A 14,027-nucleotide genomic window follows, 5' to 3' on the forward strand; every position below is an offset into this window, starting at 1 on the left:
ATGGCTTTGCTGCAGCGTGTGGCCGAACAGGGCCGGCGCGTGGTCCGCTTCACCCTCGACGGGCGTCCGGTGGAGGCGCTCGAGGGCGACACCATCCTGACGGCCATGCTCACCAACGGCGACCGGCTGCGCCGGACGGAATTCGCCGACACCCCGCGCGCCGGCTTCTGCATGATGGGCGCCTGCCAGGATTGCTGGGTGCGGACGGAGGAGGGCGAGCGGCTGCGCGCCTGCGGCACCTTCATCGCCGACGGCATGCGCCTGTTGAGCGGCGGGGAGTGGACGCAGTGAGCGAATCTCTTCTCCCTCCCGTCATCGTCGGCGCCGGCCCGGCCGGCATCCGCGCGGCGGAACGGCTGGTCGCCGCCGGCCTGCGCCCGGTGGTGGTCGACGAGGCGGCGCGCTGGGGCGGCCAGATCTACCGCCAGCCTCCGGATGGCGGCTTCACCCGGCCGAAAAGCGCGCTGTATGGGTTCGAGGCCGGTAAGGCCGACGCGGTTCACCGTGCCATGGCGGCGATCCGCGACCGGGTCGACTACCGTCCACGCACGCTGGTGTGGAACTGCGAGGCAGGCGCGCTCGACCTGCTGAGCGATGGGGCGAGCGAGACTCTGCCCTTCAGCCATCTGATCCTGGCGACGGGCGCCACCGACCGCGTGCTGCCCTTCCCCGGCTGGACCCTGCCCGGCGTCTTCACGCTCGGCGGGTCGCAGGTCGCGCTGAAGTTCCAGGGCTGCGCCGTCGGCCGGCGGGTGGCCTTCCTCGGCACCGGGCCGCTGCTCTATCTGGTCGCTTACCAGTATCTGAAGGCAGGCGTCGAGGTGGCGGGGGTGTTCGACACCACGCCCTTCGCCGCCCAGGCCCGCGCCACCGCCGGCATGCTGCGCGACCCGGCGACGCTGGCGAAGGGGCTGCTGTTCGTCGGCTGGTTGCGCGCCCACGGCGTGCCGATCCACAACGGCGTCCGTCCGGTGCGTGCCGAGGGTGCGGAGCGGGTCGATGCGCTGGTCTGGCGCGATGCCCGTGGGCAGGAACGGCGCACCTCCTGCGACGCCGTCGCCTTCGGGCTTGGTCTGCGGTCGGAAACCCAGCTGGCCGACCTCGCCGGCTGCCGCTTCCGCTTCGACGAGGCCGACCGGGCCTGGCTGCCGGAGCGGGACGGGGCAGGGCGCAGCTCGGTTGCTGGCGTCTATCTGGCCGGCGATGGCAGCGGCATTGCCGGTGCCGACGCGGCGGAACTGGCGGGCGAGCGCGCGGCGCTGGCCCTGCTGGAGGATCGCGGGCTGCCGGTCGAAGCCGCAAGGGTCAAGGAGCTGGACGGTCGTCTCGCCCGCATCGCCGCCTTCCGCCGCAGCCTGTCGGCCGCCTTCCCCTTCCCGGCGGACTGGGCGGACGCTATTGCCGACGACACGATGATCTGCCGCTGCGAAGGCATTACCGCCGGTGCGGTGCGCGAGGTCGCCCGCAGCGGACAGGCCCGCGAGATGAACCGCGCCAAGGCGCTGACCCGTGCCGGCATGGGCCGCTGCCAGGGCCGCATGTGCAGCGCCACCACGGTGGAGCTGCTGTCCCGCACGCTCGGCACCGGGCCGGATGGGGTGGGGCGCCTGCGGGCGCAGCCGCCGATCAAGCCGCTGCCGGTCTCCGCCGGTGCCGAGCGGCGGGAGGTCGCGTGATGCGGGAACGGATCGAGTGCGATGTCGCCATCGTCGGCGGTGGGATCGTCGGCGGGTCGGCGGCGCTGTTCCTGCGGCAGGCCGGCCTGTCGGTGACGCTGCTGGAACGCGACTGGTGCGGCGCCAAGGCCAGCGGCGTCAATTTCGGCGGCGTGCGCCGGCAGGGCCGCCCACTGGAGCAACTGCCGCTGTCCCAGCGCGCCCACGCCATCTGGGGCCGCCTGCCGGAGCTGCTGGGCACCGACGCCGAATATATCCGCTCCGGCCATCTGAAGCTGGCGCGCAGCGAACCCGATCTTGCCTCCCTGATCGACTACCGCGAGCGCAGCCAGGGTTTCGGTCTCGGGCTGGAGATCGTCACGGGCGAGGAGTTCCGCCGCCGTTGGCCGGCGCTGGGCGACCGGGCCATCGGCGGCTCGCTCTGTCCGGAGGACGGTCACGCCAACCCGCGCCTCGTCTCCCCCGCCTTCGCCCGTGCCGCTGCCAGGCTGGGTGCGGTGGTGCGCGAACAGACGCCGGTCGACCGGGTCGAGAAGGACGGCGACCGCTTCGTCCTGCTCAGCGGCGACGTTCTGGAGGTGCGCGCCCGCTTCCTGCTGAACACCGCCGGAGCCTGGTCCCGGCGGGTGGCGGAAGCCTTCGGCGAGCCGGTGCCGCTGGAATCGCTCCATCCCAACATGGCGGTGACAGAGCCGCTGCCCCGTTTCCTCGACGTCAACATCGGGGTGGAGGGCGGCGGCGTCTATGGCCGGCAGGTGCCGCGCGGCAACATGGTGGTCGGCGGCGGGCGCGGCTTCGCGCTGGATGCCGACCGCGCCCGGCCGCAGCGCGACGCCGTGCTGACCCTGATGCGCGACGCGGCGGAGCTGTTCCCGCAGCTGCGCCACGCCCACGTCATCCGCTGCTGGACCGGGGTGGAGGGCTATACGCCCGACCGCAACCCGATCGTCGGCCCCAGCCGAACCACGCCCGGCCTGTTCCACGCCTTCGGCTTCTCCGGCGCCGGGTTCCAAATCGGCCCCGGCGTCGGCCAGACGCTGGCCGAACTGGTCACGACCGGCGGGACGCCGATGCCGCTGGAGCCCTTCCGCATCGACCGCTTCAAACCGACCGCCTAAGATCCCATCCCCAGTCTTCTCCCCTTGGCCTATTGGAGGACGTGCATGCCCACCTTGCGTTCCCTGTCGCTCACCGGTCTCGCCACGGTTGCCATCACGGCCGCCGCCGCCCTCTCCACCCCCGCTGCCGCCCAGACCAAGACGGTCTACATCGGCATGAATGGCGGCACGATGGAGAAGACCTACACCGAGAACGTCTTCCCCGCCTTCGAGAAGGCGACCGGCATCAAGGTGGTGGTGGTTCCCGGCACCTCGTCCGACATCCTGGCCAAGCTGCAGGCCCAGAAGGACAATCCGCAGATGCACGTCGTTTTCCTGGACGACGGGCTGATGTACCGCGCCATCGGCATGGGCCTGTGCCAGAAGATGGACAGCTCGCCGGTGCTGAACGACGTCTACCAGTCCGCGCGCCTGAAGGGCGACATGGCGGTCGGCGTCAACATGGGCATGACCGGTCTCGCCTATAACAAGGCGATGTTCGACGAGAAGGGCTGGGCGCCGCCGACCAGCTGGATGGATTCTGGCTGATCCCAAGTACAAGGGCAAGATCGTCGTCCAGTCGGCCGCCAGCAGCTCCTTCGGCCTGCACGCCTTCCTGATGTACAACCGCATCAAGGGCGGCACCGAGGGCAATGTCGATCCGGGCTTCACCACCTGGCGCAAGACCATCGGCCCGAACGTGCTGGAATACATCCCCAGCTCGGCCAAGATCGCCGAGATGGTGCAGACCAACGAGGCGGCCATCTTCCCGCTGACCCCGACCGGCGTCGGCAGCCTGAAGGCCAAGGGCATCCCGGTGGAATACGCCCAGCCCAAGGAAGGCTCGGTCGTCCTGATGGTCGGCGAGTGCGTCGTCGCCAAGAACCCGGACAACGAGGCCGCGCAGAAGCTGGCCGCCTACCTGCTCGGGCCGGAGGCGCAGCTCGCCGCCCTGCAGTACGGCGCGCAGATCCCGTCCAACACCAAGGTCACCGCGCCGGCCGACGTCGCCGACGAGATGAACAAGTTCCAGGGCTACATGAAGAACGCCGTCACGGTGGACTGGGACGTCATCAACGAGAAGCGCCCGGATTGGAACCAACGCTGGAACAAGGAAATCGAACGGTAATCGGGACATGAAAAAAGGGGGCGGAAACGCCCCCTTTTCTTTTTGCCGAAACAATGCTTACTCAGCCGCCACCGCGGCGCGGCGCCGGGCCTCGCGGGACTGGCGGCCTTCCTTCAGCTTCTCCGACAGCAGGAACGCCAGTTCCAGCGACTGGCTGGCGTTTAGGCGCGGATCGCAGGCGGTGTGGTAGCGCAGAGCCAGATTGTGATCGGTGATCGCCTGGGCGCCGCCCGTGCACTCCGTCACGTCCTGGCCGGTCAGCTCGAAATGCACGCCGCCGGCATGGGTGCCTTCGGCCTGATGCACCTCGAAGAAGCCGCGCGCCTCGGCCAGAACCCGCTCGACGGGGCGGGTCTTGTAGCCGGTGGTCGACTTGATCGTGTTGCCGTGCATCGGGTCGCAGGACCACACCACCGTGCGGCCTTCGCGCTGGACCTTGCGCAGCAGCGGCGGGAACTTCTCCGCCACCTTGTCGGAGCCCATGCGCACGATCAGCGTCAGGCGCCCGGCCTCGTTGGTCGGGTTCAGGATGTCGATCAGGCGGATCAACTCGTCCGGGTCGGTGGTCGGGCCGCACTTCAGGCCGATGGGGTTCTTCACCCCGCGCAGGAACTCGACATGGGCGCCGTCGGGCTGGCGGGTGCGGTCGCCGATCCACAGCATGTGGGCCGACACGTCGTACCAGTCGCCGGTGGTGCTGTCGACGCGGGTCAGCGCCTGCTCGAACGGCAGCAGCAGCGCCTCATGGCTGGTGAAGAAGTCGGTCTCGCGGATCTGCGGGGTGGTCTCCGCGGTGATGCCGCACGCGGCCATGAAGGCCAGCGTCTCGTCGAGCCGGGTGGCCAGCTCCTGGAAATGCTCGCCGGCCGGCGACTTCTCGACGAAGCTCAGCGTCCACTGATGGACCTTGTGCAGGTCGGCATAGCCGCCCTGGGCGAAGGCGCGCAGCAGGTTCAGCGTCGCGGCGGCCTGGGTGTAGGCCTGCATCATGCGCTCCGGATCGGGAACGCGGGCGTCGCTGGTGAAGTCGAAGCCGTTGACGATGTCGCCGCGGTAGGACGGCAGGTCCACCCCGTCGATGGTCTCCATGTCGGCCGAGCGCGGCTTGGCGAACTGGCCGGCCATGCGGCCCACCTTGATGACCGGGATCGAGGCGCCGAAGGTCAGCACCACGGCCATCTGCAGCAGGACGCGGAAGGTGTCGCGGATGTTGTTGGGGTGGAACTCAGCGAAGCTCTCGGCGCAATCGCCGCCCTGCAGCAGGAAGGCCTGGCCGGCGGCGGCCTCGGCCAGCTTGGCCTTCAGACGGCGGGCCTCGCCGGCAAAGACGAGCGGCGGATAGGAGGACAGGCGCTGTTCGACCGCCTCGACCTTGGACAGGTCGGGATAAGTCGGCAACTGCTTCGCCGGTTTCGTCCTCCAACTGGCGGGTGTCCAACGCTCGACCATGACGCGCCTGCTCTTCCTTGACGATTGCGGAACGGGGGCCGGGCGGGCGGCGAACGACCGGCGGCTGAACCCGTGGGAGGTACTCTATAGCGCGACTCGAGGAAACTTTTCCATAGTTTCGGCTCCCTTGCCGGCAATGCTGTGCCGCGGGCATAGGCCGCCTGCCACCGGGGGTGATTTCAGATGAAAGGAAATTCGCGTCGGACCCTTGCGCTCCTGCCCGATGGGCAGGGACCGGATCGGCAGGGGCCGCTGGCGGCGGATGCCCGCGGCCTTTATACATCGGGGGCAATGGACCATCCCCCGAGAGGAGCCTTCCCGGTGAAACCGACATCCTGGCGGACAACGCGCCTGTCCTCCTGGGGGCAGGCCCTGGCGGTCTACCGCGACCCGCGCGTGCTGGCGATCCTGTTCCTCGGTTTCTCCGAAGGGCTGCCGCTGGCGCTGACCGGCGCCACGCTGAATGTCTGGCTGACCGAGCAGGGCGTCAGCCGGACCAACATCGGGCTGTTCGCGCTGGTCACCATGCCCTATGCGCTGAAATTCCTGTGGGCGCCGCTGATCGACCGGCTGCGCCTGCCGGTGATGACGCGGCTGTTCGGGCGTCGTCGCGGCTGGGCGCTGACGGCGCAGGCGGCGCTGATCGCGGCATTGCTGGGGCTTGGGACCACCGATCCGGGGCAGGATTCGTGGTGGACCGCCATGTGCGCGGTGCTGGTCGCCTTCTGCTCGGCCAGCCAGGACATCGTGGTCGATGCCTATCGCGTCGAGGTGCTGGAGGAGAACCAGCAGGCCGCCGGTGCGGCGGTTCTGGTGCTGGGCTATCGCTTCGGCATGATGGCGGCGGGGGCGGGCGCCCTCTACATCGCGCAATTCCACGGCTGGCGCACGGCCTACGAGGTGATGGCCGGGCTGGTCCTGGTCGGTATGGCGACCGTCCTGCTGTGCCGCGAACCGAAGGAGCCGCCGCCGAACGCCCGCGAAAAACTGATCGCCGAATGGCTGGGCCGCCGGCCGCATCTGTCGGGCCGCAACGCCGTGCTTCTCGCCTGGATTTACGGTGCGGTGGTGGCGCCCTTCGCCCAGTTCACGGAGCGGCGCGGCTGGGTGGTGATCCTGGCCTTCATCGCCAGCTACAAGCTGGGGGAGGTTCTGGCCGGCCAGATGTCCTCGACCTTCTACATCAGCCTGGGCTTCACCAAGGTGGAAATCGCCAACGTCAGCAAGCTGTTCGGCCTGTGGGCGACCATCGCCGGCGGCCTGCTGGGCGGCTTGCTGGTGGGGAAGGTCGGCGTACTGCGCGGCCTGATGATCGGCGGCATCCTGCAGATGGTGTCGAACTTCGGCTATGTCCTGCTGGCCTGGAGCGGCAACGACGTGTCGATGCTGGCGGTCACCGTGGCGGTGGAGAATGTCTGCGGCGGCATCGCCACCTCGGCCTTCGTCGCCTACCTGTCCAGCCTGTGCAACGTTGCCTACACGGCGACCCAGTATGCGCTGCTGTCCAGCCTGTACAAGCTGGGCGGGGACCTGTTCGGCGCCTCGTCGGGCTGGCTGGCGGAGCGGATGGACTGGGTCAGCTTCTTCCTGCTGTCGATGGCCGGCGCCATTCCGGCCCTGTGCCTGCTGACCTGGCTGATGGGCCTGCACAGGCGCGAGGAAGAGGCCGCCGTCCCCGCACAGTGACGGGGACGGCGATGCCGGAGGAGCCTGTTATCAGCCTCCGCCATTAGCCTCAGGTGGTGCTCTTGGTCTTGCCGGCGCCCGGCCCGGCGCCCAGGTCGGCGCCGGTCAGCGGATCGGAGTCCGGCTTCGACATGGTGCGGGCGGCCACGGCATTGACTGCCGCCAGTTCCGACGCGGCGAGCTTGACCGTCGGGTTGCCGTCGCCGCCGTTGACCGGGGCGTCGCCCATCTTGACGTCCACGAACTCCCACTGGGCGCCCTGGTTCCAGGGGCCGCGCATGTCGCCCTCGCCCTGGCTGGTGTTGTAATACTTGTCGGTGTATTCCGGTTTGCCCGGCAGTTTGCCCGGCGGGAAGTTGTTGTCGATGGCGTAGAGCGCTTTTTCGAAGCTCTTCTGATGGGCGATCTCGCGGGTCATCAGGAAGCCCAGTGCATCCTTCACGCCGGGATCGTCGGTGACGTTGATCAGGCGCTCGTAGATGATCTTCGCGCGCGCTTCCGCCGCGACGTTGGAGCGCAGATCGGCCGTCGGTTCGCCGATGCTGTCGATATAGCCGCCGGTCCACAGATGCCCGGCCGAATTCACCAGGGCCGGACCGCCGCCATACAGCAGCGACAGGGTGTGGCTGCCATTGCCCTGGGTGATGTTGGCGTACAGGTCGGCGGTCGCCTCCGCACCCTCGGCCAGCTTGCCCTTGGCGCCCTTGGTCAGCATCGCCACGATGGACCCGATGATTTCAAGGTGGCTCAATTCCTCGGTCGCGATGTCGATCAGCAGGTCCTTGCGGCCCGGATCCTCATCGGCCAGACCCTGCGTGAAATAGCGCATGGCCGCAGCCAGCTCTCCCTGCGGGCCGCCGAACTGTTCAAGCATCAGGCTGGCGAGCACCGGATTCGGCTCGGACACGCGGACCGTGTACATGAGCTTTTTGTTGTGCATGAACATGCGAGGAATTCCTCCTGGGTCAGATGGCCCGCCTTGCAGGGGCCGCGGATCGGGGCGACCGGGTCCGGACCGGATCGCTTCATGTCCTCAACCCAGGATTTTTAGAAGCGTTCCAGGAAGAATGCCTGTTTCGGAGTGCTATGCCGGATGGATCACAATGGCGGCGGGAACGATTGCCTTCCGTATAGAGGAAGCCCGTATAGGCCATGATCGTGAAGCAAAACGCCCACGCCGGATTTCACATCCGGGTGGGCGTCCTTGCCGACCGGTGTCTGAAGACACCGGCCTGTGTCGGCGGAGACCTTACTGCGCCTGGGCGCGGCAGGCTTCCAGGGCAGAAATAGCCTTGCGGGTGTCGTCGAGGTAATAGGTGTAGGCGTAATCGTCGCCCTTGCCGTCGATCTCCATGTAAAGCTCGCGGCCGTTCATCAGGGCGTCGATCGCCTTGGAGGTCGCCGGGATGCCGACGACGGCCATCGTCTTGTCGATGGCGGCACCCGGAACCTTGTCGCTCCACTTCTTGTCGACCGACAGGGAGATCGAGAGATTTTCCTTCTCCTTCAGCTTCCAGGCCGAATCGCCGAAGATCAGAACCATCGCCTGGCCCTTGTTGGTATAGGCCAGGGCGATGGTCGCGGTGTCCTTCGAGTCCGTCTTCCACTCCTGCGTGATGGCGCAGTCCTTGTCGATCTTGACGTCCCACACGCCGATCTTGGTCTGGGCCTGAGCCGCACCGACCGAGGCGAACGCCGCAACGCAGGCAGCCGCTGCAAAAATTCCACGCATGTTTGGAGCCATTCCCTGGAAAAATTGTTCGTGCCGCCATGGTAGGTACCACAATCGGCCAAGGTCCAGGGATTTCCGGTCCTTATTGGCATACACCGGGTGCCATGAGCGGAAGACTCCACTCATGGCCCCGTTGCGGAAGGTTTGCCGATGCCTTGCGGCAGGGCTGTCCGCTCAGATTTTCTTTTCCGGCTCCGCCTTCTCGCGCATCAGCACGAATTCCTCCGCGGTGGAGGGATGAAGCGCGATGGTGCGGTCGAAATCGCGCTTGGTGGCACCGCAGTTCAGCGCGATCGCCAGTGCCTGCATCATCTCGGGCGCGTCCATGCCCATCATGTGGCAGCCCAGCACGCGCTGGCTTTCGCCGTCCACCACCAACTTCATCAGCACCCGCTCGTCGCGGCCGGACAGGGTGTGCTTCATCGGACGGAAGCCGGCCTTGTAGATGTCGACCTTCGCGTACTTCTCCCGTGCCTGCATCTCGGTCAGGCCGACGGTGCCCAGCGGCGGCAGCGAGAACACGCCGGTCGGCACATTGTCGTAACCGATGTGCATCGGGTTGTCGTTGAACAGCGTCTCGGCCAGGGCGCGGCCCTCGGCGATGGCGATGGGGGTCAGCGCCATGCGGTCGGTGACGTCGCCGATGGCATAGATGTTGTCGACGGAGGTGCGCGACCACTCGTCGACCGGGATCGCACCGGCCTCGTCCAGGGCGATGCCGACCTCTTCCAGGCCCAGATTCTTCGTGTTCGGCCGGCGGCCGGTGGCGGCCATCACCAGACCGGCGGAATGTTCACGGCCCATATGGTCGGTCAGGGTATAGCCGCCGGGGCCCTTTTCCAGCTTCGCCGGCTTGCAGCGCGAGATGATGTTGATGCCGCGCTTGCTCATTTCCTGCGCCAGGGCGACGCGGATGTCGTCGTCGAAACCGTTCAGCAGATCGTCGCCGCGGATCATCAGAGTCACTTCCGCACCCAGACCGCGGAAGATGCTGGCGAACTCCACCGCGATGTAGCCGCCCCCGACGATCAGGACGGAGTGGGGAAGCGTTTCCAGATGCAGCGCCTCGTTGGAGGTCACGGCATGCTCCATCCCCTCCACCTGCGGCAGCGTCGGCCAGCCGCCGGTGGCGATCAGGATGTTGCGGGCGGTGTAGCGCTTGCCGTCGACCTCCACCGTATGGCGGTCGACGATCCGGCCGAACCCCTCATACAGGGTGACGCCGGAATTCTTCAGCATATTGATGTAGATGCCGTTCAACCGGTCGATCTCGCTGTCCTTGCGCGCGATCAGCGTTTCCCAGTCGAAGGACGGCATGGGCGCGCTCCAGCCATAGCCGGCGGAGTCCTCGAAGCCGTCGCGGAACTGGGCGGCGTAGACCAGCAGCTTCTTCGGCACGCAGCCACGGATCACGCAGGTGCCGCCGACGCGGCTGCCTTCGCAGATCGCCACCTTGGCGCCATAGGACGCAGCGCGCCGGCTGGCGGCGACGCCGCCGGACCCCGCCCCGATGGTGAAGAGGTCGAAATCGAACTCGGCCACGGCCGTCTCCTTCCGCAACTGGACCCTGATCCTGCAAACAATTCCCCCGGACGGTTCCTGCGAACGGTCGGGGGCCTGTTCACTGTGGACCGGCAGCATATGGGGAGGTGCGGGGTGTTGGGAAGCGCGCCCTCAGCGCAGCAGCATGTCCTGGATCAGGACTTGTCGAAGCTTCAGTGGGCGCATGGTCTTGTTGGCGACGTAGCGCAGCGCGTCCTTGATGTAGACCTGCCCGTCGGCCCCGCGCAGTTCGGCCGGATCGACCTCCAGCAGGCGCCGGCCCATGGCATCGGCGATGCGCGGCAGGTGGGGCGTCACCGCCTCCATCGGGGTTGCCGGATCGAATTCCAGCACGGCACGCAGCCGCAATTCCTGCAGGCGGCGGCCGTCGTTCAGCGTGATGGTCAAAGTGGGCAGGGCGGCATAGACGGCTGGCGAAAGCTCGACCCGCGCCGGAGGATGGGCGCCCTGGGCGGGGGCCGGACGCAGCAGCAGCACACCGCCGACCCCGGCGCCGGCAAAGGCGAGCATCAGACCCAGCAAGGCCAGGACGATCCGGTTCCCGGTGCCATCGAAGGAGGGCAGGCCGCTCCGGTTGGATTTGGCGAATTCCAATTCCGCGGACATTGCTGCCTTGCTCATTCCGCTCTGCCTGGATGTTGCCGACGAACCGGTGCGTGAAACCTTAAAAGCGCGGAAGTGGTAGGTCAAATAAAGGTATTTTAGTGGATTTTTCCTTTGATTGTCGAAGGACGGCCGGATTTCGACTGCGGACTTGCGGTGTAGCCTTCGGCGGCAGTCGATGTATTCAATGACGGCCGCAATCCTGCTTCCCGCAGAAAATGCAACGCAGCCATCCACCACGGGTTGGCCGGATGGGAAGCCTCTTCCCCCGTCCGGCCGGGACGTATAATGCTGGGATACCAACACAACCGGCCGGCTGCCCTGTCCGGGGGCCGGACCATGACGACGAAGCACTGCAACGCCATGCGCAGACCGATGCGTGGAACCATGTGCAGAGCCATGTGCAGACAGGGGCGAAAGGCGAGGGTGACGGGTATGAGCGACACCGACAACCGTTCAGCTGGCAACCAAGCGGCCGGCAGCCGGAAGGCCGGACATGGGCCGACGGCTCTTCTCCCGCCCTCCGCCTCGGTTCCCGACTGGACGGACACCTATTTCCGCCGCACGAAGGAAGCGGTGGGCAAGTTCGGCGACAAGACCGTGACCTACGCCATCTTCATGCGGCGTCCCGTGGTCTGCGCCCCGCGCCTTGCGGTGGAGTGGCTGGAGGCGGTGGCGCGCGAACGCAACACCGGCTTCCAGATCGAGCTGAACTACCCCGAGGGCAAATGGGTCGGCGCCGGCGAGCCGATCATGTACATCACCGGCTCCTTCTACCATCTGGTCGATTGCGAGACGATCCTGTTGCAGAAGCTGGGTCCGGCCAGCGTCGCCGCCTACAATGCCTTCACCATGTGCGCCGACCTGCCGAAGGTCGCCTTCCTCGCCATGGACGCCCGTCACTGTGCCGGGACGGAGATGGCGGAGATGATGGCCTATGCCGCTTCCGTCGGATCCGACCGGGCGAAGCGCAAGGTCGGCGCCAAGGGCTTCATCGGCAACGCCACCGACGCCACCGCCCCCTATTTCGGTCAGGAGAAGGGCATGGGCACCATGCCGCACGCCCTGATCGGCTATGCCGGATCGACCGTGCGCGCGGCGGAGATGTTCCACGAGACCTTCCCCGACCTGGGCCTGACCGTGCTGGTCGATTATTTCGGCCGCGAGATCACCGACGGGCTGGAGGTCTGCCGCCGCTTCCCGCAACTGGCCGCCCAGGGCAAGCTGTCGCTGCGGCTCGACACCCCCGGCGGCCGCTTCGTCGAGGGGCTGGACCCGCCCGGCTCCTACGCCGTGCTGGAGCGACATGCGCCGCACGCCATCCGCGGCTATCGCGACGAGACGCAGCTGCGCTACCTGATCGGCACCGGCGTGTCGGCGGCGGCGATCCATTACGTTCGCGAACGGCTGGACGATGCCGGCTTCCCGGCGGTGAAGATCGTCGCCAGCAGCGGCTTCGGCCCGGCCAAGTGCCGGCTGATGGCGGAAGCCAACGCGCCGGTGGACATCATCGGCACTGGCAGCTACCTGCCCGAACGCTGGACCGAGACCTACGCGACCGCCGACATCATCGAGTATGACGGCGAGCGCCGCGTGAAGGTCGGCCGCGAGTTCCTGTTCCGGCGGTAGGGTCCTGTCTCACATCCCGGATCCCCTCTCCCCCCCGGGGAGAGGGTTAGGGTGAGGGGGATCCGCTTCGTGGCTCTCTTCGGCTACGCCGACCCCCCTCATCCCGACCTTCTCTCCAGGGGGAGAAGGAGTTAAGTGCACCTCACCCCAGACGCTTCGCGATCAGCGGCCCGCGCGCGGGCGCCGTGTCCGTCACCGTGACCGACGCGCGCAGGCGGCGTTCCGCCTCGTCGGCCTGGGCCTCGCTGCGGGCGTGCAGGATCGCCAGCGGACGGTCGCCCGGTCCGACCGCGTCGCCCAGCCCGGCCACCGCGTCGAAGCCGACGGCGAAGTCGATGGCATCGGTCGTTTTGGTCCGGCCGCCACCCAGCGCAACCACCGCCATGCCGACCCCGCGGGTGTCGATGGCGCCGACGAAGCCAGCTTGTTCGGCGAACAGCGGGCGGACGATGGGCGCGCGTTCCAGATGGCGGTCGGGCTGCTCCAGCAGGTCGGCCGGCCCGCCCAGCGCCGCCACCATGCGGGCGAAGCGCTCCGCCGCTTCACCGCTGGCGATGGAGCGGTCGGCCATCGCGCGGCCCGCCGCGGCGTCCGGCGCCAGCCCGGCCAGCGCCAGCAGTTCGGCGGCCAGCGCCGCCGTCACTTCGTAGAGCCGCGGGTCCGCCGGTTCGCCGCGCAGGATGGCGAGGCATTCCAGCATCTCCAGCGCATTGCCGGCGCTGCGGCCCAGCACCTCGTTCATGTCGGTCAGCAGGGCCACCGCCGGCAGGCCGGCTCCCTTCGACACCGTGACGATGCTATCGGCCAGCGCCTCGGCATCCGAGAAGCGCTGCATGAAGGCGCCGCTGCCGAACTTCACGTCCATCACCAGCGCGTCCAGCCCGGCCGCCAGCTTCTTCGACAGGATCGAGGCGGTGATGAGGTCGAGCGATTCGACCGTCGCCGTCACGTCGCGGATGGCGTAGAGCCGCTTGTCGGCAGGGGCAATGTCGTCGGTGGCGCCGATCACGGCGCAGCCCACCTCCTTCACCACCCGGCGCAGCAGCTCGTTGTCGGGCTTGGCGCGGTAACCGGGGATGCTCTCGAACTTGTCGAGCGTGCCTCCGGTGTGGCCGAGGCCGCGGCCCGACACCATCGGCACGAAACCGCCGCAGGCGGCCAGCATCGGCGCCAGGATCAGGCTGACCTTGTCGCCGACGCCCCCCGTGGAATGCTTGTCGATCACCGGACCGGGCAGGTCGAGCGACCTCCACTCCATCACCGTGCCCGAATCGCGCATGGCGCGGGTCAGCGCCACCCGTTCGTCCAGGCTCATGCCGCGGAAGAAGACGGCCATGGCGAAGGCCGATGCCTGGGCCTCCGACACGCGGCCGTCGGTGAGGCCGCGGACGAAGTCCTGGATGGTGGCGGCGTCCAGCGGCTGGCCGTCGCGCTTGGCGCGGACGATTTCCTGCGGAAGCATG

General features: G+C 67.8%; 13 protein-coding genes. 7 read left to right on the top strand and 6 right to left on the bottom strand.

Features of this window, described 5'->3' with window-relative positions:
* The 5 genes from ACWPN3_RS01905 to ACWPN3_RS01925 are packed head-to-tail and all read left to right on the top strand — an operon-like array spanning nucleotide 1 to nucleotide 3,902.
* A complete protein-coding gene (locus tag ACWPN3_RS01905) occupies nucleotides 1–291 on the top strand; it encodes a (2Fe-2S)-binding protein (protein ID WP_492242155.1) in 291 nt (96 codons plus the stop codon).
* A complete protein-coding gene (locus ACWPN3_RS01910; RefSeq protein WP_109449776.1) occupies nucleotides 288–1,676 on the top strand; it encodes an FAD-dependent oxidoreductase in 1,389 nt (462 codons plus the stop codon). Before ACWPN3_RS01905 ends, ACWPN3_RS01910 begins: the two co-directional genes overlap by 4 nt.
* Nucleotides 1,676–2,794, top strand: coding sequence for an NAD(P)/FAD-dependent oxidoreductase (locus ACWPN3_RS01915; protein WP_492242154.1), 1,119 nt, complete (start codon nucleotides 1,676–1,678; stop codon nucleotides 2,792–2,794). Before ACWPN3_RS01910 ends, ACWPN3_RS01915 begins: the two co-directional genes overlap by 1 nt.
* Before the next feature lie 45 nt (nucleotides 2,795–2,839).
* On the top strand, nucleotides 2,840–3,322 hold the full coding sequence (locus ACWPN3_RS01920; protein ID WP_492261021.1) for an extracellular solute-binding protein: 483 nt from the start codon (nucleotides 2,840–2,842) through the stop codon (nucleotides 3,320–3,322).
* 19 nt (nucleotides 3,323–3,341) lie between these two features.
* A complete protein-coding gene (locus ACWPN3_RS01925) occupies nucleotides 3,342–3,902 on the top strand; it encodes an extracellular solute-binding protein (protein WP_492261130.1) in 561 nt (186 codons plus the stop codon).
* A 57-nt stretch (nucleotides 3,903–3,959) separates the two neighbouring features.
* On the opposite strand, the gene ACWPN3_RS01930 is transcribed toward ACWPN3_RS01925, so the two are convergent.
* Nucleotides 3,960–5,351 carry a class II 3-deoxy-7-phosphoheptulonate synthase gene (locus ACWPN3_RS01930; RefSeq protein ID WP_109449780.1) on the bottom strand — a complete coding sequence of 464 codons (1,392 nt, stop codon included), beginning with the start codon at nucleotides 5,349–5,351 and terminating at the stop codon, nucleotides 3,960–3,962.
* A 321-nt stretch (nucleotides 5,352–5,672) separates the two neighbouring features.
* On the opposite strand from ACWPN3_RS01930, the gene ACWPN3_RS01935 reads away from it, so the two are divergent.
* The gene (locus ACWPN3_RS01935; protein ID WP_492261022.1) at nucleotides 5,673–7,037 is read left to right on the top strand and encodes an AmpG family muropeptide MFS transporter; all 1,365 of its coding nucleotides are present in this window, start codon (nucleotides 5,673–5,675) and stop codon (nucleotides 7,035–7,037) included.
* A gap of 49 nt (nucleotides 7,038–7,086) precedes the next feature.
* On the opposite strand, the gene ACWPN3_RS01940 is transcribed toward ACWPN3_RS01935, so the two are convergent.
* The 4 genes from ACWPN3_RS01940 to ACWPN3_RS01955 form a co-directional block, all read right to left on the bottom strand.
* Nucleotides 7,087–7,983: a manganese catalase family protein gene (locus ACWPN3_RS01940; RefSeq protein WP_109449782.1), complete on the bottom strand. Its 897-nt coding sequence runs from the start codon at nucleotides 7,981–7,983 to the stop codon at nucleotides 7,087–7,089.
* A gap of 303 nt (nucleotides 7,984–8,286) precedes the next feature.
* The gene (locus tag ACWPN3_RS01945) at nucleotides 8,287–8,769 is read right to left on the bottom strand and encodes a hypothetical protein (RefSeq protein WP_492261023.1); all 483 of its coding nucleotides are present in this window, start codon (nucleotides 8,767–8,769) and stop codon (nucleotides 8,287–8,289) included.
* A 174-nt stretch (nucleotides 8,770–8,943) separates the two neighbouring features.
* Nucleotides 8,944–10,311 carry a glutathione-disulfide reductase gene (gor, locus tag ACWPN3_RS01950; protein WP_109453064.1) on the bottom strand — a complete coding sequence of 456 codons (1,368 nt, stop codon included), beginning with the start codon at nucleotides 10,309–10,311 and terminating at the stop codon, nucleotides 8,944–8,946.
* A 132-nt stretch (nucleotides 10,312–10,443) separates the two neighbouring features.
* Complete coding sequence (locus ACWPN3_RS01955; protein WP_492261024.1) at nucleotides 10,444–10,953, bottom strand: flagellar basal body-associated FliL family protein; 510 nt, start codon at nucleotides 10,951–10,953, stop codon at nucleotides 10,444–10,446.
* A gap of 417 nt (nucleotides 10,954–11,370) precedes the next feature.
* Here ACWPN3_RS01955 and ACWPN3_RS01960 point away from each other — a divergent pair, with 417 nt between their 5' ends.
* Nucleotides 11,371–12,564, top strand: coding sequence for a nicotinate phosphoribosyltransferase (locus ACWPN3_RS01960; RefSeq protein ID WP_247873170.1), 1,194 nt, complete (start codon nucleotides 11,371–11,373; stop codon nucleotides 12,562–12,564).
* 142 nt (nucleotides 12,565–12,706) lie between these two features.
* Here ACWPN3_RS01960 and deoA read toward each other — a convergent pair whose 3' ends face one another.
* On the bottom strand, nucleotides 12,707–14,026 hold the full coding sequence (deoA, locus tag ACWPN3_RS01965; RefSeq protein WP_109449786.1) for a thymidine phosphorylase: 1,320 nt from the start codon (nucleotides 14,024–14,026) through the stop codon (nucleotides 12,707–12,709).
* Between the last annotated feature and the right edge of the window lies 1 nt (nucleotide 14,027).

It is taken from the genome of Azospirillum sp. UENF 111221 (assembly GCF_058780625.1).